This window comes from Amycolatopsis acididurans (assembly GCF_012328925.1).
Taxonomy (GTDB): Bacteria; Actinomycetota; Actinomycetes; order Mycobacteriales; family Pseudonocardiaceae; genus Amycolatopsis_E; species Amycolatopsis_E acididurans.
Window position 1 is genome coordinate 1 of sequence record NZ_JAAXLS010000007.1, and the last position, 21135, is coordinate 21135.

The window sequence follows — 21135 nt, forward strand, 5'->3', positions numbered from 1 at the left end:
GCCCGAGCCCTCGGCCACCCGCCCCGAGGAGCCGCAGGCACCCGAAGCGGCGACGGAGGAGGAGCCCGAGACCCACGAGCCCCGCGACAAGGACGAAGACGGTGAGGACGGCGGCGGTCGCCGTCGTCGCCGTCGCGGACGCCGGGGTCGTGGCCGCGGCAAGGGGGGCGACGAGGGCACCGCTGCCGACGAGACCGCGGAGCAGCAGGAAAAGCCCGACGAGTACAAGGCCGAGGAAGAGACCAAGCCCGAGCCTGAAACCGAGGGCGAGGACACCGAGGACAGCGACGAGGCCGAGGGCGGCAGCCGCCGTCGTCGCCGTCGCCGTCGCCGCAAGGGCTCGGACGACGACACGGCCGACACCAGCGGTGACGACCCCGCGAACACCGTCGTGCACGTCCGCGACAGCAAGAACGAGTCGGAGAAGAACGGCAAGAGCACCCAGGGTGACGGCGTGCGCAGCGTGCGCGGCTCGACCCGGCTCGAAGCCAAGCGCCAGCGGCGCCGCGACGGCCGCGAGGCGGGCCGCCGCCGTGCCCCGATCCTGTCGGAGGCGGAGTTCCTGGCCCGGCGCGAGTCGGTCGAGCGCACGATGGTCGTGGCCGAGCGCGGCGAGAACACCCAGATCGGCGTGCTCGAGGACGGGGTGCTGGTCGAGCACTTCGTGACCTCGCAGGGCAGCGGCTCGATCGTCGGCAACGTCTACCTCGGCCGCGTGCAGAACGTGCTGCCGTCGATGGAGGCGGCGTTCGTCGACATCGGCCGCGGCCGCAACGCCGTGCTCTACGCCGGTGAGGTCGACTGGGACGCCGCCGGCCTGGAGGGCAAGTCCCGCAAGATCGAGCAGGCGCTGTCCACCGGCGACAACGTGCTCGTGCAGGTCACCAAGGACCCGGTCGGGCACAAGGGCGCCCGGCTGACCACGCAGATCTCGCTGCCGGGCCGGTTCCTGGTGTACGTGCCCGCCGGTGGTGCCACCGGTATTTCCCGCAAGCTGCCGGAGAACGAGCGGCGCAGGCTCAAGGACATCCTCAAGCGGATCGTGCCCGAGGACGCCGGGGTGATCATCCGCACCGCCTCGGAAGGGATCAGCGAGGAGGAGCTGGAGCGCGACGTCCGCCGCCTGAAGGCCCAGTGGGAGGTCATCAAGGAGAAGGCGGACTCGGCCACCGGCAAGGGCAAGAAGTCGTCGGCCCCGACCATGCTCTACGAAGAGCCGGACCTGCTGGTCAAGGTGGTTCGCGACCTGTTCACCGAGGACTTCGCCAAGCTCGAGGTCCAGGGCGACACCGCGTGGGAGGTCATCAACGCCTACGTTCAGCACGTCGCGCCCGATCTGACCGACCGGCTCAAGCGCTACGTCGGCAACGACGACGTGTTCGGCGTCTACCGCATCGAGGAGCAGATCACCAAGGCGCTGGATCGCAAGGTGTGGCTGCCCTCGGGCGGGTACCTGGTGATCGACCGCACCGAGGCGATGACCGTCATCGACGTCAACACCGGCAAGTTCACCGGTTCCGGGGGCAACCTCGAGGAGACGGTGACGCGCAACAACCTGGAGTCGGCGGAGGAGATCGTCCGGCAGCTGCGGTTGCGGGACATCGGCGGCATCATCGTGATCGACTTCATCGACATGGTGCTGGAATCCAACCGGGAGCTGGTGCTCAAGCGGCTGACCGAGTGCCTCGGCCGGGATCGCACGCGGCACCAGGTCGCGGAGGTGACCTCGCTCGGTCTGGTGCAGATGACCAGGAAGAAGGTCGGCACCGGGCTGCTGGAGGCGTTCTCGACCACGTGTGAGCACTGCAAGGGCCGGGGCGTGGTCGTCTCGACCGAACCGCAGCGCACGAACGGGGCGAATGGCGGCGGCGGGAGCCAGCAGGGCTCGCGACGTTCGCGGGGCCGGGGCAAGAGCGAAGAGCACGCCGAGTCGCGCACCGAGCAGAACGCGCCCACGCCCGAGCAGCGGGAGTCCGTGGTGTCCGCGGTGCAGGCGATGGCCAACGCGGCGAAGCTGGCGGCCACCGGCAAGGCCGAGGACCACCCGAAGCAGCAGGTCTCCGACGACACCGCGAAGCCCGCCGCGGCATCGGACCAGCGGTCGAAGACCGGTCCGGACGAGACCGCGGCGAGCGAAGCGCCCAAGGCGGCTTCGGACGAAGCCACGGCGGCTGCGGAGGCCCCGACGCGCTCGAGGACCCGCCCCACCGGCAGGTCCCGGCGCGCCGTGTTCCGCGAACGCACCGATGCCAGGAAGGCGGCTGAAGCCGCCGCGGCCAGGGAAGCCGCCGAGTCGTCGGCGGTCGAGTCGGCGCAGGCCACGGCGGAGAGCTCGCAGACCGTGGAGAACGTGGCTCAGACCGAGAGCGAGGCCTCACCGGCCACGCCGACGGAGCCCGCTCCCTCGGCGAGCGACCGTGAGCCGAGCGCCAGCGCGGCCCTGAACGGCCACGCCACCCAACTGGGCGCGTCGGCACCCTCGCCCGAACGGCAGGCCGGTTCGGCGGCGGCAACGTCGCCCGAGGCGGCGGCGCCGTCTGCGCCCAGCAGCACGGCCCGGGCCGAGGGTGGGACGCCCACTCCTGACAGTGCCGCATCCCGCACCGGCGAGCCCAGCACTGCCGGGCCCGCAGGTGCTGCCTCCGGCATAGCGGCGCCCAGCACCGCCGAGTCCGGCGTTGCTGAGCCCGGCATGGCCGAGCCCACCACCGCTGAGCCCGACACGGCCGAGTCCGGCGTTGCCGAGCCCGCCACCGCCGAGTCCGGCGTTGCCGAGCCCGGCGCCGCCGGGTCCGGCACCGCTGCTGCTCACGCCGACGCCGCCGGGCACGCGGGTGCTGCGTCAGGCACGGCCGAGCCGGAGACCGCCGCTGCGGAGTCCCGGACCGGCACCGCTCAGCCCGGCGCTACCGGGGCCGCAGCGGTCTCCGAGTCCGGCACGGCGGCCGTTCACCCAGGCACCGCCACCAGCGCCGACCAGCCCGGTACCGGCACCGGCACCGCCGCCAGCGGTGACCAGCCGGGCACCGCCGCCAGCGGTGGTCAGCCTGGTACGGCCCCCACCAGCGGCAACACGCCCAGCACGACCGAGGCGACCCCCGTCGCCGCGCCCAGCGGCGCCACCGCGGGCACGGACTCGGCCGCTGAGCACGCGGAGGGTGGCCGGGAGGTGCCCGAGCCCGGCACCGAGACGCCGGGACAGGACTCCGACGTGAGCGTGCCGCAGCCGGCGGCGCGCACCACCCGCAGGCGTCCGCGCCGTGCGGCCTCGCGTCCGGCGGGGCCTCCGGTGCACGCCTCGGACCAGAGCTAACTGCATTTCCCCACCCCGATGTCAACTCCGGGTTGCACGCCACGTAACCTAGAGAACGGCCCGCGCGCTGTGCGGGCCATGGCGCGATCACTGGACCGCTGAGAAGTGGGCCGTGGCGCAAGCCCTCACCCATTGTCGAGTAAGCAGGAGACTTCCGTGTCGGCGTACGCGATCGTCAAGACCGGCGGCAAGCAGTACAAGGTGGCCGTCGGCGACGTCGTCGAGGTCGAAAAGCTCGAGGGCGAGCCGGGCACCGAGCACACCTTCCCCGCCGTGCTGTATGTCGATGGCGGCGAGGTCACCACGGACGCCGACGCGTTGGCGAAGGTCTCGGTCACCGGCAAGGTCGTCGAGCAGACCAAGGGTCCCAAGATCCGTATCCACAAGTTCAAGAACAAGACCGGCTACCACAAGCGGCAGGGTCACCGGCAGAAGCTGACCCGTGTCGAGGTCACCGGAATCAGCAAGTAAGGAGCTGAGCAATGGCACACAAGAAGGGTGCTTCCAGCTCCCGCAACGGCCGTGACTCCAACCCGCAGTACCTCGGCGTCAAGCGGTACGGCGGTCAGGTCGTGAAGGCGGGCGAGATCCTGGTTCGCCAGCGTGGCACCAAGTTCCACCCCGGCGTGAACGTCGGCCGTGGCGGTGACGACACGCTGTTCGCTCTCGCCGCCGGTGCGGTGGAGTTCGGCTCCAAGGCTGGCCGCAAGTTGGTCAACATCGTCCCGGTCGAGGCCTGAGGCCCGCCGAGACACACAGCACCTCGAACGAGGGGCGGGCCCGGAACAAATCTGGGTCCGCCCCTCGTTTTTTGCGTTGGTAGTCCTGAATAGACGGAAAGGCATGACATGGCGTCCCGGTTCGTTGACCGCGCGGTGATCCAGGTTGCCGCCGGCGACGGCGGGAACGGTTGCGCTTCGGTGCACCGCGAGAAGTTCAAACCACTCGGCGGCCCCGACGGCGGCAACGGCGGCAGCGGCGGCGACGTGCTGCTCGTCGTCGACCCCGGCGTGCACACGCTGCTGGACTTCCACTTCCGGCCGCACGCCAAGGCCGGCAACGGCAAGCAGGGCCAGGGCGGGCATCGCGCGGGATCGGCCGGCGAGACCCTCGAGCTGAAGGTGCCGGAAGGCACCGTCGTGCTGACCGAGGGCGGCGACGTGCTGGCCGACCTCACCGGCCCCGGCACCACGTTCATCGCCGCACAGGGCGGGCGCGGCGGTCTCGGCAACGCGGCGCTCGCGTCGCGTGCCCGCAAGGCCCCCGGCTTCGCGCTGCTCGGTGAACCGGGCGAGTCGCGGTCCCTGGTGCTGGAGCTGCGCTCGGTCGCCGATGTCGGGTTGGTCGGATTCCCCTCGGCGGGCAAGTCGTCGCTGATCTCGGTGCTGTCCGCGGCCAGGCCGAAGATCGCCGACTACCCGTTCACCACCCTCGCGCCCAACCTCGGTGTCGTGACGGCGGGGGAGACCGTGTTCACGATGGCCGACGTGCCCGGGCTCATTCCCGGCGCGAGCGAGGGCAAGGGCCTGGGACTCGACTTCCTGCGGCACATCGAGCGCTGCGCGGTGCTCGTGCACGTCGTGGACTGTGCGACGTACGAGCCGGGGCGCGACCCACTGTCCGATGTGGACGCGCTGGAGAACGAACTGGCCCGCTACACCCCGGCCCTGGGCGGGGAGCTGGCCGACCGGCCGCGGGTTGTCGTGCTGAACAAGGTGGACGTGCCCGAGGCGGCGGAGCTGGCCGAGATGGTGCGGACGGAGCTGGAGGCGCGCGGTCTGCCGGTGTTCGAGGTGTCCACCGCAACCCGGCAGGGCCTGCGGGAGCTGACCTTCGCGCTCGGCGCGGTCGTCGAGAAGTATCGCGCCGAACAGCCGACGCCGGCCGCGGAGCGGATCGTGCTGCGGCCACAGGCGGTGGACGACAACGGCTTCTCGGTGGAGGCCGACCCGCACGAGCCCGGCGGGTTCGTGGTGCGCGGGAATCGGCCGGAGCGCTGGATCCGTCAGACGAACTTCGGCAACGACGAGGCCGTCGGATACCTCGCCGACCGGCTCAACCGGCTGGGTGTGGAGGAGGAGCTGGCGCGTATGGGGGCGGAACCGGGCTGCCCCGTCACGATCGGCGACATGACGTTCGACTGGCAGCCCTCCACGCCGGGCGTCGCCACCTACCTCGCCGGTCGTGGGACAGATGTGCGCCTGGAGAACACCTCGCGTGTCTCGGCTGCGGAGCGCAAGGAAGCCCGGCGCGTCCGTCGCGACGGCGTCCCCGAAACGGACGATGACGAGTGAGCCTCACCCGCAAGGCCGTCGCCGGTGCCGACCGGCTGGTGGTCAAGGTCGGTTCGTCGGCCCTGACCACGGCCGGCGCCGGCCTGGACTCCGCGCGGCTGGACGCCCTCGTCGACGCGATCGCCGATCGTATCGAGCGAGGTAGCCAGCTCGTGCTGGTCTCCTCCGGTGCCATCGGCGCCGGTCTGGCACCGTTGGCGCTCGGCAAGCGGCCGAGGGACCTGGCGACACAGCAGGCAGCGGCGAGCGTGGGCCAGCTCGCGCTCGCGCACGCCTACGCGGAGTCCTTCGGGAGGTATGCGCTCACGGTCGGCCAGGTGCTGCTGACCGCCGACGACGTGGTCCGCCGCGCGCATTACCGCAACGCGCAGCGCACGTTCTCCCGGCTACTGGCGTTGGGCGCGGTGCCGGTCGTCAACGAGAACGACACCGTGGCCACGGAGGAAATCCGGTTCGGCGACAATGACCGCCTCGCGGCCCTGGTGGCGCACCTCATCGGCGCCGACGCACTCGTCCTGCTGTCCGATGTGGACGGCCTGTACGACGGCGACCCGCGCGACGGCGCGACCCGCAAGATCACCGAGGTCTCCGGTGAGTCCGATGTGGACGGCATCACCGTGAAGATGTCGAGCTCCGGTCTCGGCACAGGCGGCATGGTGTCCAAGCTCGCGGCGGCGCGCACGGCGGCCGCGGCGGGCATCCCAGTGCTGCTCGCCGCAGCGGACGAGGCGGCGAAGGCCCTGAGCACGGCGGATGTCGGCACAGCCTTCGCAGCGGCCGACTCGCGCTTGTCCGCACGACGCTTCTGGCTCGGCTACGCGGCGGGCGTCACCGGTCGTCTGCAGCTGGACAACGGCGCGGTCGCCGCGGTCGTCAAACGCCGCCGATCGTTGCTGGCAGCCGGGATCACCGGCGTCGACGGCGATTTTCAGGCCGGGGACGTCGTCGAACTCGTTGACCCCGCGCAGCGCGTCATCGGCCGCGGCGTGGTCAACTTCGACGCCACCGAGCTGCCCGACCTGATTGGCCGCTCCAGCCACGAACTCCCGCCGGAACAACGCCGAGAGGTCGTCCACGCGGACGATCTCGTCCCGCTGCGCCGGTAGCACCGCCTCGCCCTGCGGCGCGTGGGCTTCCCGTCCCGTGCGCGATGGCGTGATTGATCTACGGCGAGGCGTCGATGGCGTGACCGCATCACGACCGAGGCGGTGATGACGCAAGCCCAAAGGCGGCGCGACCACACGGCGATCTAGGCTGTCCGACGTCGGTGGACCACCTCCTTTCCGCTGATCATCAGTTCGTTCCCGCCAGCGCGAACGGCAGTACCGCCGGCGCCCCGGCTCGGCGCAGGAGACGGGTGGCCATCGTCATCGTCCAGCCGGTGTCGACCAGATCGTCCACCAGCAGCACCGGCCCTTCCAGAGCGGACAGAGCCGCCGTGAGGTCGTCGGGCACGGTCAGGCGCCCCCAGAGGTCGGCGACCCGTTGTGCGCTGTTCGCCTGGCGAGGCCGGTCGCCGGCGGCGTGCAGCGTGCCGAGGAAGGGAAGCCGTCCGATCTCGGCCAGCCGGGTGGCGAGGCTGTGCGTGAGCTTCGGCCGCCGCCCGGACGGCAGCGCCACAACACCGGCCGGACGTTGTGCCCACTCCCAGGAAGCCAGCACCGACACGCACGCCTGAAAAACCGGTGCGGGAATTTCCCCGTCAGGTGCCGACGGTCCGACGAGTTCGCGTAGCCGGTTGCCCCAGCCCGCGTCGGTGAGCCTGCCGACCGTGCGCCCCGGTTCGGCCTGCTCCGTCTTCGCGATCCGGCCCGACAGCGGCACGTCGAGGGCGCTGAGCCCGGTCGGCCACTGCCGCCGTGGTGCCACCTCGACGCCCGGCCGTCGCAACCGTTGCCCGGTGGCCTCCACCACGTCGGTGGCGACGTCCGTCTGCCGATGATGTCCCGTGCAGTTGTCACATCGCCCGCACGGTGCCGCGTGCGGATCGTCGAGTTGGCGGAGCAGGAACTCCATCCGGCAGCCCGTGGTGGACTGGTAGTCGAGCATCGCCCGTTGCTCGGCGCCGCGTGCCTCGCTCACCCGGCCGTAGCGCTGCTCGTCGTACTCCCATGGCTGCCCCGTGGCCACCCAGCCTCCGCGTACCCGGCGCACTGCGCCGTCCACGTCGAGGACCTTCAGCACCATCTCCAGCCGCGACCGGGACAACTCGACCATCGGCTCCAGTGCGGCTGTCGACAATGGACGGTCCGCTGCCGCGAGGGCGTCGAGCACCTGGCTCACCCGGCGCTCCTCCGGGAAGGCCAGCGAGCTGAAGTAGTTCCAGATGTCCCTGTCTTCCCTGCCGGGCAACAGAATCACCTCGGCCCGCCGCACACCTCGGCCCGCACGCCCGATCTGCTGGTAGTAGGCGATGGGTGAGGAGGGTGCGCCGAGGTGGACGACGAAACCGAGATCCGGCTTGTCGAATCCCATGCCCAGCGCGGACGTGGCGATCAATGCCTTGACCCGGTTGGCCAGCAAATCCTCTTCGGCCGCCTCCCGCTCGGCCGGTTCCGTCTTTCCCGTGTACGCGGCCACTTCGTAGCCCTGCTCACGCAGCAACCCCGCCACGTCGTGGGCGGCCGCGACCGTGAGCGCGTAGATGATGCCCGATCCCGGCAGCTCGGCGAGCCGTTGGGACAGCCAGGCGATCCGGGCCTCGGAGGTGGGGAGCTGCGCGACGGACAGGTGCAGGCTGTCCCGGTCGAGCGGTCCGCGCAGCACGAGCGTGTCGCTGCCACCGCCGAGCCCCAGCTGTTCCGCGACGTCGGTGACCACCCGGTCGTTCGCGGTCGCGGTGGTGGCGAGCACCGGTACACCGTCCGGCAGGTCCGTGAGCAATGTGCGCAGCCGGCGGTAGTCCGGCCGGAAATCGTGCCCCCAGTCGGACACGCAGTGTGCCTCGTCCACGACCAGCAGCCCGGTCGTCGCGGTGAGCTTGGGCAGGACCGTGTCGCGGAAATCGGGATTGTTGAGCCGTTCCGGGCTCACCAGCAGCACGTCGACCTCGCCGCCGGCGACCCGTGCCTGCACCTCGTCCCACTCCTGCGAGTTCGCCGAGTTGATGGTCGCGGCCTTGATGCCCGCCCTGGCCGCGGCCGCGATCTGGTTGCGCATCAAGGCGAGCAGCGGCGAGATGATCACCGTCGGACCCGAGCCCTGTTCCCGGAGCAGCGCCGTGGCCAGGAAGTACACCGCGGATTTGCCCCATCCGGTGCGTTGCACGACGAGCGCACGCCGTCGCTCGGCGACCAGTGCCTCGATGGCCGTCCACTGGTCCTCGCGCAGACGCGCGTTCTCACCGGCGAGTGCTCGCAGGAGTTCGCCGGCTCGTTCTTTCAGCTGCTGGACGTTCACGGGTCCACGTCTACCGCATCGGTCCGACAACGTCTCGCCGGAAAGCGAGCGAGTGGACACCTCGTGCGATTTGTGACGTAGAACACACTCGAGAAGCGCGTCACCGTCGGCGATCGGCGCGCTCTCATGCTGTGCCGGCCCACGGCGGAAGGGCCGGTGCGCCACCGGAGATTCCCCTCGTATCGCCGGCGGCATGGCAGTGGCTCGAACCGCCAGGGGCGAGCCTGCCGGACGATCCGGCGCGTGGGCCCTGACCGGGGAGCCGGGATGGGTCCACGGCTGCCGCTATATACGCTCGATCGCATGTCACCACGTCGCATCGGGGTCATGGGCGGCACGTTCGACCCCATCCACCACGGCCACCTCGTCGCGGCAAGCGAGGTACAAGCCCGCTTCGACCTCGACGAAGTGATCTTCGTGCCCACCGGGCAGCCGTGGCAGAAGACCGGGCGCCGGGTGACCAAGGCCGAGGACCGCTACCTGATGACCGTGATCGCCACGGCGTCCAACCCGGTGTTCTCCGTCAGCCGCGTCGACATCGATCGAGGCGGCGAGACCTACACCGTGGACACGTTGCGTGACCTGCACCGGGAGTATCCCGAGGACGAGCTGTACTTCATCACCGGAGCCGACGCGCTCGAACAGATTCTGACGTGGCACAACGCCGACGGCCTGTTCACCTACGCGCATTTCATCGGCGTCACCAGGCCGGGCTACCGGCTCAACGATCACCATCTGCCCAGTGGGAAGGTGAGCCTCGTGGAGGTCACCGCGATGGCGATCTCGTCCACCGCGTGCCGCGAACGGGTCGAACGCGGGGAGCCGATCTGGTACCTGGTACCCGACGGCGTGGTGCGTTACGTGGACAAGCGGCGCCTTTACCGCAAACCGGAGTGATCTGCGGGAGCGTCGCAGCGAGGAGGCCGTGAGGTCGACGGGGCGCGGAATTCGAAGCCGACCTCGATGATCTCGAACGGATGATCCAAGCGGTCGTAATCCGGGCGAAGGACGTGCCAGGTACCCTCGGTGGACTGACCGATGCCCAGCCGTGAGGGAGCAGGAGTGGCAGCGACGTCCCAGGCACGTGAGATCGCGACCGTCGCCGCGCACGCGGCGGCCGACAAGAAGGCCACCGATGTCGTGGTGCTGGACGTCTCCGACCAACTCGTCATCACCGATGCGTTCGTGATCGCCTCGGCACCCAACGAACGCCAGGTCGGCGCCATCGTCGACAGCGTCGAGGAGAAGCTGCGCGGCGCCGGGCACAAGCCGGTGCGCCGCGAGGGCGCCCGCGAAGGACGCTGGGTGCTGCTGGACTACGTCGACGTCGTGGTGCACGTCCAGCACGACGAGGAGCGTTCGTTCTACGGCCTCGAACGGCTGTGGAAGGACTGCCCGCGGATCGAGGTCGCCGGTCTCGGCGACAACGGGGACACCAAGTGAGTTTGCGGCGCCTCGTGCTCTGGCGGCACGGGGAGACCGACTACAACGCGGCCGGCCGGATGCAGGGCCATTTCGACTCCGCGCTGACCGAAGTCGGCTGGAACCAAGCACGTTTCGCGGTACCGGCGTTGGCCCGGTTCGAACCCGACCTCGTGATCTCCTCGGACCTGCGGCGCGCGATGGACACCGCGACCGTGCTGACCGAGACGATCGGTGTTCCGCTGCGCGTCGACAAGCGCCTCCGGGAGACGCACCTGGGCGACTGGCAGGGCATGACCGGTGCCCAGGTGGACGCCGACTGGCCCGGCGAGCGTGACCGCTGGCGCTCCGATCCCCGGTGGGCGCCGCCCGGCGGCGAGTCGCGGATCGATGTCGCCGACCGTGCCGCCGAGGTGGTGAACGACCTGCTGGCGGGCACCACCGAGGACGGGGCGACGGTGCTGCTGGCCTCGCACGGCGGGTTGATCACGACGCTCACCGCGCGCCTGCTGGCACTGCCGATCGAGGCGTGGCCGCAGCTGGGCGGGATCAGGAACTGTCACTGGGTGGAGCTGGGCCGCCGCGACGGGGCGTGGCGCCTGCACGCCTACAACGCGGGCATGCCTGGCTGAAGTCGTGCCCAGGCTGCTGGTCTTCGCGGATTCGCTGAGCTTCCACGGTCCCGACGGGCCGTGCGCGGCGGACGAACCGCGCCTGTGGCCGAACGTGACGGCGGCCGAGCTGGGCGGCGGCGCGGATCTCGTCGCGGGAATCGGCTGGACGGCCCGTGACGCCTGGTGGTCGCTGACCGGCGATCCCCGGGTGTGGGCCGATCTGCATCACGTCGATGCCGTCGTGTTCGCGGTCGGGAGTATGGACACGCTTCCCTCGCCGCTGCCGACTTATCTGCGGACCGGATTGCGCTACCTGCGTCCTGACGGCCTGCGGCGGGTCGTGCGCAAGGCGTACCTGGCGGCGCAGCCCCGGCTGGCGGTAGCGCTGCGCGGACGTCCCGTGGTGCTCCCGGCGAAGCTCACCGTGCACTACCTCGACACCGCCGTGCGCGCCCTGCGCGTCTTGCGGCCCACACTGCCGATCGTGGGCATGCTGCCGAGCGTGCACCGGGCCGATTCGTACGGGCACGTGCACACGGCACGCGACGGAGCGGCGGCCGCGATGGCGGACTGGGCCGGACGGGTCGGTGTGCCACTGCTCGACCTCCCCGCGGTGGTGGGGGAGCACGTCCTGAGCGGGCGCGGTAACCCCGACGGGATGCACTGGGGCTGGGAAGGACATGAGCTGGTGGGCAAGGCGATGGCCGAACTGCTCCGGCCACTGCTGATTTCCGACGACGAGCCCGCCGCGACGTAGGCTGAGCACGTGCCGGTCGCCGTCATCACAGACTCCACCGCCCACCTGCCGGAGGGCTTCGCCGAGCGGTTCGCCGTCAAGGTTGTGCCGCTGCATGTCCTCATCGACGGGGTCGCGGCGCTCGACGGCGTCGACGTCGGACCGGAGGCGCTCGCGGAGGCGTTGGCGCAACGTCGGATCGTGACCACGTCACGGCCGACGCCGAACGAATTCGTGAAGGCCTTCCAGAGCGCGTTGAGCGATGGCGCGGACGCGGTGGTCTCGCTGCACCTGTCGAGGGAAATCTCCGGAACCTGGGAGTCGGCCGTACTGGCGGCCCAGGAGGTCGGCATCGACCGGGTGCGGGTGGTGGATTCCCGCAGCACCGCGATGGGACTCGGATTCGCCGCGCTGCACGCGGCACGGGCGGCGAACGCCGGCGCGGAGCCGGAAGAGGTCGAGGAGGCCGCCGTGACCGCCGCGGCGTCGTCTCAGACGTTCTTCGTCGTGGAGACCCTGGAATACCTGCGCCGGGGCGGGCGCATCGGATCGGCGGCCGCGTTGCTGGGCACCGCGCTGGCGGTGAAACCGTTGCTGCACATGGACGACGGGCAGATCAAGCCCCTGGAGAAGGTGCGGACGATGCACCGGGCGATCGCGCGCATGGTCGAACTCGCACAGCGCGCGGCGGGGGAGGAACGCGTCGAGGTCGCCGTGCATCATCTCGCGTCGCCGGAACGCGCCGTCGAATTGGCGAACCGGGTCGAGGAACAGCTGCCCGTTTCGGGTGGGTGCCTGATTTCCGAGGTCGGCGCTGTGATCGGCGCGCACACCGGCCCCGGAGTGGTGGGCGTCGTGGTGCAGCGCGGTCCGGGAATTCTGGACTGAGCGGCCCGACTTATCCACAGCCCCCGACTTATCCACATCACGCCCAACTCCCGCTTTCCTCCCCACCTCACCCCTCCATAGTGTCGAATGCGTGTTCGAAGCAAATCCCGAAGCGCCGGAATCGCCGGCTCGTAACCGGCTGAGACAGCTCGCTGACCAGGCCCTCGCCGCGGAACGCGAACCACCCTTGACGGGCAGGCTGGTCGAGCGCTGGGTGCCGGCCGCGCTGACCCGCAGCCCGCAGCGGCGCCGTCTGACGGCGATCGTCGCCGTGCTGACCGCCGTCCTCGTACTCGTGGGTGGCTCGATCCTGTTGCTGGGCGGAAGTCCGCCGCCCGAGCGCCCGCCGTTGCTTCCCGCCGCGAGCGACAATCCTCGTCCCGCACTGTCCAAAGTGGCCGAGAGCTCGCTGGTCATCAGCGTCGTCGGCAAGGTGCGCGCACCGGGCCTCGTGACCGTGCCGGCCGGGGCGCGAGTGGCCGATGCGCTGCGCGCGGCGGGAGGCGCGGTCGACGGCACCGATGTCAGCGCGCTGAACCTCGCCCGCAAACTCACCGACGGCGAACAGCTTTATGTCGGTGTGCCGGCGCCGGCGGGGGCGCAGCCCGGCGTGGTGGCGCCGGATGCGTCGTCGGGCGGTGCCGGCTCGGGCAAGGTCAATCTCAACACCGCGACGCAGGAGCAGCTCGACTCCCTGCCCGGGGTCGGCGAGGTCACCGCGAAACGCATCATCGACTGGCGCGCACAGCACGGCACGTTCACCAGTGTCGAGCAACTCCAGGAGGTCGACGGTATCGGCACCACGCGTTTTTCCCGACTGCGAGACCAGGTGACGGTCTCGTGAACCGCGTGACGATCCCGCTGCCGCCGATCCTCTCGTCCCTCGCCACGGCCCGGCGGCGCCGCTGGAGTCCTGTGTTGCCATGGATTGCCGGTGCCGCGCCCGGTCCGCGCTGGGGGTGCGGACACGGGCCGCTTACCGGCTCTTCTCCTCGCGGGGCCGCACGTTCGTGGCTCCACGATCACAGTGGCAGGTCAACTCTGCGGCTCGCGACCGACGTCGCTGGCCGTCTCGGGGACGTGTCATGATCACGGGTCCGGTACTCGAGACGCATCACGACTTTCGCCTCGTTCCCGCGGCGCTGACTCTGTGGCTGGGCGTTCTTGCCGGGCTCCTCTGGAATTCCTGGTTCGCGTTCGTGTTCGGTCTGGCCGCGGTCCTCACGGCGGGCATGCTTCTCCGGCGATGGCGCGCCACCCGGCCTCGATGGTTCGCGGGAGCGGGAGCACTGCTGGTCTCCGGCCTCGTACTGGCGGGACCGTTGCACGTCAGACTGCTTGACGCGCGACACGACCCGTTGAACGCCTTGGCCGCACGCGGCGCCACCGCGACTCTCCGCGTGACCGTCGCCGAGCGGCCGAAGCCGATCCGCACCGCCGGATACGCCGACCAGCAGGCGGGCGTCCGTAGCGTCGCCGTGTCGGGCACGATCGTCAGCGCCTCGGTCAACGGGCGACGAGTCGCCTCGACAGGTCGTGTCGTGCTGCTCGCTCCAGCCGGGCAATGGGGTGGTGTGCTGCCGGGGCAGGAGGTCACCGCCAACGGAAGACTGGCGCCACCGCGGGACGGCGACCTCACCATCGCCGTCGTCTACGTCCGCGGGCCGCCCGTGCAGCCGGGCTCGGTGCCCTGGTGGCAGCGTACGGCCGAGTCGATGCGAGAAGCGCTCAGACACGCGTGCTCGGTCCTGTCGGCCGATGCCGCTGGACTTCTGCCCGGACTGGTCGTCGGCGACACGAGCGGATTGTCGAGCCAGGTCGATCGCGAGTTCACGGAGGCCGGGCTCACTCACCTCACAGCCGTCAGCGGCAGCAATCTCGCTGTGGTCGCGGGTGCTGTGTTGCTGTTGCTGCGGCTGTTGCGGGCGGGGCCGCGCCTGTCCGCGTCGGTCGCGGGGTGCGCGCTCGTCGGCTTCGTGGTGCTGGCGGGCAGCGAGCCGAGTGTCCTGCGTGCAGGCGCCATGGGAGCGGTGGCACTGCTCGCGCTGGCGCTGGGACGGCAGCGATCCGTGTTGCCCGCGCTGGCCGCCGCCGTGATCGTGCTTGTCGCTCTCGAGCCCGCGATGGCGGTCAGCTTCGGGTTCGCGCTGTCGGTGCTGGCCACCGCGGGGCTCGTGCTGCTGGCGCCACGGTGGGTCGAGGCGATGACACGCCGCGGCGTACCGCTCGGTGTGGCGGAGGGACTGGCGATCCCGCTGGCCGCGTTCCTGGTGACCGCTCCGGTGATCGCCGGGATGGCAGGCCAGGTCAGCGTGGTGTCGATCGCGGCGAACGTGCTGGCCGCCCCGGTCGTCGCCCCGGCGACCGTGCTCGGCGTGCTCACGGCCGTCCTCGCCGTGGTGTGGCCGGGTGCGGCCGAGCTGACGGCGCGACTGGCGGGACCCGAGGCCGAGTGGCTCATTCTGGTCGCCCGGCACGCGTCGAGAGTCCCGGGGGCGGTGTTGCCCTGGCCGAGCGGGTGGATGGGCGGCTTCCTCGCGCTCGTCGTGCTGACGGTGCTGGTACTCGCGTTGCGGCTGCCGCGCCTGCGTGTCGGGTTCGCGCTCGTCCTGGTGGCGATTCTGCTGTTCGTCGTCCCGGTGCGGGTGATCGCGCCCGGGTGGCCACCTCGGGGATGGGCCGTTGTCGCGTGCGATGTCGGGCAGGGGGACGCACTGGTGCTGGCCACCGCGGATCAGGATCGCGCGGTTCTGATCGACGCCGGACCGGAGCCAGGGCCCGCGGACGAATGCCTGCACCGGCTCGGGGTGCACAAGATCCCTCTCGTGATTCTGAGCCACCTGCACGCCGATCACATCGGGGGCCTCGACTCCGTGTTCGACGGCCGGTCGGTCGGGGCCCTCGCCGTCGGACCGGGCCGCATGCCGGGGTGGGCCTGGCGGCAGGTCGCGTCGGTGGCGGCACAGCACGATGTGCCGCTGCTGGAACTGGAACTCGGGCGCCGGCTCGAGTTCCCCGGGCTGAGTTTGGAGGTGATCGGACCGCGCTACGTCAGCGCTCGCCAGGATGACGACGTCGACGGCACGGGGATCAACAACACCTCGGTGGTGCTGCGTGCGGCCACGCCTGCCGGCCGTGTCCTGCTCACCGGCGACGTCGAGCTGCAGGCGCAGGGCGACCTGCTCGCGAGCGGCGCCGACCTGCATGCCGAAGTGATCAAGGTTCCGCACCACGGCAGCCGTGCGTCGCTGCCGCAATTCCTGGCCGCGCCGAATGCGCGTCTCGCGCTGATCAGCGTCGGCGCGGGCAACACCTATGGACACCCAGCAAAATCCACAGTGGACAGTCTGGCGTCCGATGGTGCGCTGGTGGCCCGTACCGACACCGATGGTGACACCGCCGTCATTGCCGAAAATGGAGAGCCCGCGATGGTGCGACGTGGAAAATAACCACTACAAAATATGTGCGCGTAGTCCGGATAGTGTCGCAATAAGGATGCCCGCCGATGATTTCACCGAGGCGGCTATGCTGGCCGGGAAGTCTCCGATTATCGCGTCTGTCATGCCCTGGCTCAACTTTCAATCAATTCCGGGATACGGGCAACACGTGTTGGAAATCAACCGCTCTCGTAGGGCGGTTGCTGTCCTGTTGTTGCGTAAATCGGAAGATTATTCGGATAGCAGTGTGGCACCGACAGGAAGTGAGGAAGCGATGCGCGAAGTCCTCGATAAAGAGGCACCGGTCCGGCCGCAAACCGCTTGGTGACGGCATGGGGCGCCGAGAGAAACCGCTTTCCGGGCCGGCCACAGTATGCAAGGTCGCGCAAATGCTCCGCGAGCTCCGTGAGTCCGCGGGCTCGCCGTCGTATCGCCTGCTCGGCAAGATGAGCGGCTACTCCGCGGCCACGCTTTCGAAGGCGGCCGCAGGACAGACCCTGCCGAGGCTGGAGGTCGTGCTCGCGTTCGTGGCCGCGTGCGGCGGGGACTGCGATCAGATGCGGTTGTTCTGGATCGACGCGTACGCGGAGTTGCACGGCGTCGCGCCGCCGAATCCGGAGGCCTCGACCACCGCGGCCGAGTTCGCCGCTCAGTTGGACGCGCTCATGCGGTTGTCGGGGTTCCAAAGCCAGCACACGATGGCGAACGCGGCCAAGAAGTCGTCCATCCGCCTGTCTCGCTCGACCTTGTGCCGCATCTTGAGCGGCCAGCGGCTTCCGTCGGCCGGGACGCTGCGCAAATTCCTGCTCACGTGCGGCGTCCCCGGTCAGGAGCAGGCCCGCTGGCACGTGGTGCGGCACCGCCTCGCCGCGGGTTGCCAGGACGACGCGGACACCGCGCTGGGCCTCGCCGAAATGCCCGCGGCCTCCGACACGACCACCCTGCTCGACGAGGAGCTGTGCGCTCTGCGCAAGGGACGGGGCCTGTGGACGGTGCCGTTGCCGGTCGGTCCAATCCTGCGCGAGCTGAGCGGTGTCGCGACGGGGGAACCGCCGCAGGTGGTACGCGTGAAGGTCGCGACGTTGCTCAACTCGGCCGTAGACGACCTGCCCGCCGACCTCCGGCCGGTGGCCACCGCCGGGTTCGCGCTCGGCCAGGCCTTTCCGGGCCGGTTCCTCGAAAACCGGCTCGCGGACGTCGCGGTCCACCTCGGCCGTGACCGACGCACCGCACGCAGGCGACTCAACGACGCGCAGGAGCTGATAGTCGATGGGCTGCTACGCGGCCACGTCGTGCCCCCGGAGGCCCAGCTGCTGAGGACTTGATTGCCTAAGGGCACGAAAAAGTGGAGCTCCACCGGCCGCAGACCGCGGGCACCGCGCTCGAAAGCCGGGCGCGGTGCCGTCAGCCGGTCGAGTCGCCGAGCGCCGCACCCGCCGCTATTGCCGGGCCTGCGAGCGCGGCACCGCCACGGCTGCTCGGCCGGCGCGCTGCATGCCTACCGTTGCTGGGCTGGCGCGGCATGCCTACCGTTGCCGGGCCCGCGCGGCATGCCCACCGTTGCTGTGCCGGCGCGCGGCATCGCTACGTTTGCTGGGCCCGTGCGCGGCATCCGCGCCGTCGCTCACCCGGCGCGCGGCATCGCGCCGCGTCGATGGCCGGGTGAGTGAACGCGCGCCGGTCCCATCACCGCGGGCGCGCCTCCGAGCGCGGGATCCCCACCGTTGCCAGGCCCGTGCGCGGCAGTGCCCAGCGTCCACTGCCGAGCGTCCGAAGCGACACCCGCCAGTGCTGCCGCTGTCCGAGCGCGGAGGTGCCACCGCTGCGAGCGGTGGGCGCCACCGCCAGGTCGGCCGCGGGCCGTGCGCCCAGGAAGGCGCTCAGCCTTCGAGAGCCTTGCGGACCGCTTCGGCGTTCGGCGGAACCGTTGCCTTCGGGCCGACGTGGTTCTCGATCGCGTCGAGGGTCTTCAGGCCGTCGCCGGTGATGAGCAGGACGGTCTCGGCGTCCGGGTCGATCTTGCCGGCCTCGATGAGTTTCTTCGTGGTCGCCACGGTCACGCCGCCCGCGGTCTCGGTGAAGATGCCCTCGGTCCTGGCCAGCAGCCGGATGCCCTCGACGACCTCCTCGTCGCTGACGTCCTCGATCGCACCACCGGTGCGGTTCACGGTGTCCAGCACGTAAGGGCCGTCGGCCGGGTTGCCGATCGCCAGCGAGCGGGCGATCGTGTCCGGCTTGACGGGCTGCACGAAGTCGTGACCGTTGCGGAAGGCGGTCGACACCGGCGAGCAGCCGGTGGCCTGCGCACCGAAGACCTTGTACGGCGTCTCGTCCACCAGGCCCAGGCTGCCGAGCTCCCGGAAGCCCTTGTCGACCTTGGTCAGCTGCGAGCCCGACGCGATCGGCACCACGATCTGCTCCGGCAGCCGCCAGCCCAGCTGCTCGGCGACCTCGAAGGCCAGCGTCTTGGAGCCCTCGGAGTAGTACGGCCGGACATTGACGTTCACGAACGCCCAGGTCTCGTGCTCGGCGGCGAGCTGGGTGGCGAGCCTGTTCACGTCGTCGTAGTTGCCGTCGACCGCGATCAGGTTGCCGTCGTACACCGCGGTGGTGAGGATCTTGGCCCGCTCGAGCGACGACGGGATCAGCACCACCGACCGCCAGCCGGCCCTGGCCGCGGCCGCGGCGACGGCGTTGGCGAGGTTGCCGGTGGACGGGCAGGCGAGCGTGTCGAAGCCGAACTCGCGGGCCGCGGCGAGCGCGACGGCGACCACACGGTCCTTGAACGAATGGGTCGGGTTGCCGGTGTCGTCCTTGACCCACACCCGCTTCAGGCCGAGCGCCTTCGCGAGCCGGTCCGCACGCACCAGCCGGGTACAGCCAGGCTCGGTGTTCGGGATCTCCTCGACGTTCGAGGGCACCGGCAGCAGCTTCTTGTAGCGCCAGATGTTGCGCGGCCCGGACTCGATGTCCTCACGCCGGACGCGGCCGAAGTCGTAGGCGACCTCCAGCGGCGAGAAATCCTCGGCGGAGACGAACTCGGGCGCCAGCGGCTGGCGGTGGCCCTCTTCCTTGGACACCAGCTCAACGGCCGGACCGAGGTCGACGGAACGCTGGGTGAGGGCTGCAGTCATCGCGAGGTTCCTTTCCTCATCTGTCCCACTGACGCGGGTCGGAATTGGCACCGTGGTCGTCAGCTACCTCGCGGACTCGAGATGACAGGCTGACGCCGGTTGCCGGGGCTTCAACGGGCCGTTCCCTCTGCCCCTCTGGATGAGCGGTATTCAGTTGTCGGCGTCCTCTCACGGCAACGCGCTGGTAACAACATACGACATGGCGATCAGCTCCCGCCATGCCCCTGCGGGGTTCGTCACCATGGCAGGATCGACACGTGACCGCGCCAGCCACCACCACCTCGCCATTGCACCTCGTCCTCGGCGAGGAGGAACTGCTCGTCGAGCGCGCGGTGCGGGCCGCGCTGGACTCCGCACGCCTCGTCGACCCTGCCGCGGAACTGACCAAGACCCGGGTGTCGGAACTCACAGCGCCCGCGCTGCTCGAATTGGTCAGCCCGTCGCTGTTCAGCGAGGGCCGGGTGATCGTTCTCGACGCCGCCCAGGACATCTCGCAGGAACTGGCCGACGCGGTGCAGTCCTACCTCAAGCAACCCGCGGACGGCGTCGTCCTGGTCGTCGTGCACACCGGTGGCGGTCGCAGCAAGGCCGCGAAAGCGCTCCCGGCGGTGCTGCGCAAAGCGGGTGCCCGGATCACCGAGTGCCCCAAGATCACCAAGCCGGCCGACCGGGAAGCGTTCGTGCGCAACGAGGTCCGGCAGGCGGGCGGGCGGATCGACGCCTCCGCGGTGGCCGCGCTGATCGACGCGGTCGGGTCGGATCTGCGGGAGCTGGCGTCGGCCGCCGCGCAACTGGTCGCGGACGCGGGCGGCAAGGTCGATGAGGAAGCGGTTCGCCGATACCACCGTGGGCGCGCCGATGTCAGCGGCTTCGCGGTCGCGGAGAAGGCCGTGTCCGGGGACCGGTCGGCGGCGCTGGAGTCGTTGCGGTGGGCGGAGCAGATCGGCGTGCCGCACGTGCTGATCGCGGATGCGCTCGCCGACGCGGTCCGGACCATCGCGCGCGTGTCGGCGGCCGGCCGGGGGAACCCGAACCAGATGGCGGGGGAGCTGGGCATGCCGCCGTGGAAGATCCGCAAGGCGCAGGGGCAGTCGCGCGGCTGGGGCGCGGCGGGCCTCGCCGACGCGATGGGCATCGTGGCGCGGGTGAATGCCGAGGTCAAAGGCGCGGCGGCCGATCCAGCCTATGCACTGGAACGCGCGGTCCTCGACCTCGCGGCGGCGCGCGAGAAGCGGTGATTGGGCCCGGTGGCGGCTCTGTGGAGGTTGGCCGGCGGCCCAGAAGAGACGGCGACTTCGAGAGGGCGACGGCTCCGTGACGGCTCCGCGAGGGCATCGGCGCCATGAGCGCGGCGGTTTCGCGACGGTGACGGTTTCGCGAGGGTAGCGGCTGCGAAAGGGCGGGGATTCCAGAGGGCGGCTGCGAGGGGACCGGCTTCGAGTCGGCGGTGGTTCCGCGAGGTGGCGGTTCCGCGGACGCGGTGGCTTCGCGAGCGTGACACTGTGCCGACGGTGGTGGCTTCGCGAGGGTGGCGTCGTGTCGCGAGGGCGACGTTGCACCGAGGGCGACGGCTCCGCGAGGCCAACGGTTGCGCCGAGGGGGCGGCTTCGCGCGGGCGGTGGGTTCGCGAGCGTCTCCGCACGCGGAGGATGGCGGCTTCCGAGGGTGACGCCCGCGCCGAGGGTGACGCCCGCACCGAGGCTGGCGCCGCGCCGAGCGTTACGCCGCGCCGAGCGTCACGCCGCGCCGACGGCCCCGCGCCGAGGGTGACGCGGTGCTGACGGTGACGCCCGCGCCCAGGGTGACCTCGTGCAACGCCGGACAATGGGCCAACGCCAACGCCAACGCCAACGCCAACGCCAACGCCAACGACGGTGACGCTCGCGCCCAGGGTGACC

16 protein-coding genes, 1 pseudogene and 1 riboswitch are annotated in these 21135 nt (G+C 70.7%); of the genes and pseudogenes, 15 read left to right on the plus strand and 2 right to left on the minus strand.

The genetic code is table 11. From position 1 onward, the window contains the following. The 5 genes and pseudogenes from HFP15_RS44285 to proB all read left to right on the plus strand — a co-directional run. Positions 1-2018 (plus strand): annotated as a pseudogene (locus HFP15_RS44285) (Rne/Rng family ribonuclease); the annotation flags it as partial. A gap of 1451 nt (positions 2019-3469) precedes the next feature. After that, positions 3470-3784, plus strand: coding sequence for a 50S ribosomal protein L21 (rplU, locus tag HFP15_RS13055; protein WP_091512575.1), 315 nt, complete (start codon positions 3470-3472; stop codon positions 3782-3784). An 11-nt stretch (positions 3785-3795) separates the two neighbouring features. Further along, on the plus strand, positions 3796-4053 hold the full coding sequence (gene rpmA / locus HFP15_RS13060) for a 50S ribosomal protein L27 (RefSeq protein ID WP_168515117.1): 258 nt from the start codon (positions 3796-3798) through the stop codon (positions 4051-4053). Positions 4054-4161: 108 nt separating this feature from the next. Then, positions 4162-5607 (plus strand): GTPase ObgE, encoded by a 1446-nt coding sequence (obgE, locus tag HFP15_RS13065; protein ID WP_168515119.1) that lies wholly within the window; start codon positions 4162-4164, stop codon positions 5605-5607. Beyond that, positions 5604-6713 (plus strand): glutamate 5-kinase, encoded by a 1110-nt coding sequence (gene proB / locus HFP15_RS13070; protein WP_168515121.1) that lies wholly within the window; start codon positions 5604-5606, stop codon positions 6711-6713. Before obgE ends, proB begins: the two co-directional genes overlap by 4 nt. A gap of 187 nt (positions 6714-6900) precedes the next feature. Here proB and HFP15_RS13075 read toward each other — a convergent pair whose 3' ends face one another. Beyond that, positions 6901-9006: a RecQ family ATP-dependent DNA helicase gene (locus tag HFP15_RS13075; RefSeq protein ID WP_312871570.1), complete on the minus strand. Its 2106-nt coding sequence runs from the start codon at positions 9004-9006 to the stop codon at positions 6901-6903. Positions 9007-9309: 303 nt separating this feature from the next. Between HFP15_RS13075 and nadD the strand changes: the two genes are divergently transcribed. The 9 genes from nadD to HFP15_RS42165 all read left to right on the plus strand — a co-directional run bounded on the left by nadD (position 9310) and on the right by HFP15_RS42165 (position 17428). Next, positions 9310-9903 (plus strand): nicotinate-nucleotide adenylyltransferase, encoded by a 594-nt coding sequence (gene nadD / locus HFP15_RS13080; RefSeq protein WP_168515125.1) that lies wholly within the window; start codon positions 9310-9312, stop codon positions 9901-9903. 165 nt (positions 9904-10068) lie between these two features. Continuing rightward, positions 10069-10449 carry a ribosome silencing factor gene (gene rsfS / locus HFP15_RS13085; protein ID WP_168515127.1) on the plus strand — a complete coding sequence of 127 codons (381 nt, stop codon included), beginning with the start codon at positions 10069-10071 and terminating at the stop codon, positions 10447-10449. Beyond that, on the plus strand, positions 10446-11060 hold the full coding sequence (locus tag HFP15_RS13090) for a histidine phosphatase family protein (protein WP_168515129.1): 615 nt from the start codon (positions 10446-10448) through the stop codon (positions 11058-11060). The genes rsfS and HFP15_RS13090 overlap by 4 nt, the downstream gene beginning before the upstream one ends. 4 nt (positions 11061-11064) lie before the next feature. Further along, positions 11065-11799, plus strand: coding sequence for a diglucosylglycerate octanoyltransferase (gene octT, locus HFP15_RS13095; RefSeq protein WP_168515131.1), 735 nt, complete (start codon positions 11065-11067; stop codon positions 11797-11799). A gap of 9 nt (positions 11800-11808) precedes the next feature. Beyond that, complete coding sequence (locus tag HFP15_RS13100) at positions 11809-12666, plus strand: DegV family protein (protein ID WP_168515133.1); 858 nt, start codon at positions 11809-11811, stop codon at positions 12664-12666. A 91-nt stretch (positions 12667-12757) separates the two neighbouring features. After that, positions 12758-13510: a ComEA family DNA-binding protein gene (locus HFP15_RS13105; RefSeq protein WP_168515135.1), complete on the plus strand. Its 753-nt coding sequence runs from the start codon at positions 12758-12760 to the stop codon at positions 13508-13510. A 241-nt stretch (positions 13511-13751) separates the two neighbouring features. Further along, positions 13752-16115, plus strand: a complete 2364-nt coding sequence (locus HFP15_RS13110; RefSeq protein WP_168515136.1) for a ComEC/Rec2 family competence protein — start codon at positions 13752-13754, stop codon at positions 16113-16115. A gap of 46 nt (positions 16116-16161) precedes the next feature. Then, positions 16162-16431, plus strand: a complete 270-nt coding sequence (locus HFP15_RS13115; protein ID WP_168515138.1) for a Rossmann-fold NAD(P)-binding domain-containing protein — start codon at positions 16162-16164, stop codon at positions 16429-16431. A 61-nt stretch (positions 16432-16492) separates the two neighbouring features. Then, the gene (locus HFP15_RS42165) at positions 16493-17428 is read left to right on the plus strand and encodes a helix-turn-helix domain-containing protein (protein ID WP_210717200.1); all 936 of its coding nucleotides are present in this window, start codon (positions 16493-16495) and stop codon (positions 17426-17428) included. A 555-nt stretch (positions 17429-17983) separates the two neighbouring features. On the opposite strand, the gene thrC is transcribed toward HFP15_RS42165, so the two are convergent. Then, the gene (gene thrC, locus HFP15_RS13125; RefSeq protein WP_168515140.1) at positions 17984-19237 is read right to left on the minus strand and encodes a threonine synthase; all 1254 of its coding nucleotides are present in this window, start codon (positions 19235-19237) and stop codon (positions 17984-17986) included. A 13-nt stretch (positions 19238-19250) separates the two neighbouring features. Next, positions 19251-19383, minus strand: a riboswitch (SAM riboswitch). A 111-nt stretch (positions 19384-19494) separates the two neighbouring features. Here thrC and holA point away from each other — a divergent pair. Next, positions 19495-20475, plus strand: a complete 981-nt coding sequence (gene holA, locus HFP15_RS13130; RefSeq protein WP_168515142.1) for a DNA polymerase III subunit delta — start codon at positions 19495-19497, stop codon at positions 20473-20475. Positions 20476-21135 lie beyond the last annotated feature (660 nt).

Bases quoted from the DNA above. Each gene is read 5' to 3' on its own strand.
- obgE (WP_168515119.1), top strand. From the start codon at position 4,162: ATGGCGTCCCGGTTCGTTGACCGCGCGGTGATCCAGGTTGCCGCCGGC.
- HFP15_RS13110 (WP_168515136.1), top strand. From the start codon at position 13,752: ATGATCACGGGTCCGGTACTCGAGACGCATCACGACTTTCGCCTCGTT.
- HFP15_RS13115 (WP_168515138.1), top strand. From the start codon at position 16,162: ATGCCCGCCGATGATTTCACCGAGGCGGCTATGCTGGCCGGGAAGTCT.
- rpmA (WP_168515117.1), top strand. From the start codon at position 3,796: ATGGCACACAAGAAGGGTGCTTCCAGCTCCCGCAACGGCCGTGACTCC.
- nadD (WP_168515125.1), top strand. From the start codon at position 9,310: ATGTCACCACGTCGCATCGGGGTCATGGGCGGCACGTTCGACCCCATC.
- thrC (WP_168515140.1), bottom strand. From the start codon at position 19,237: ATGACTGCAGCCCTCACCCAGCGTTCCGTCGACCTCGGTCCGGCCGTT.
- HFP15_RS42165 (WP_210717200.1), top strand. From the start codon at position 16,493: ATGCTCCGCGAGCTCCGTGAGTCCGCGGGCTCGCCGTCGTATCGCCTG.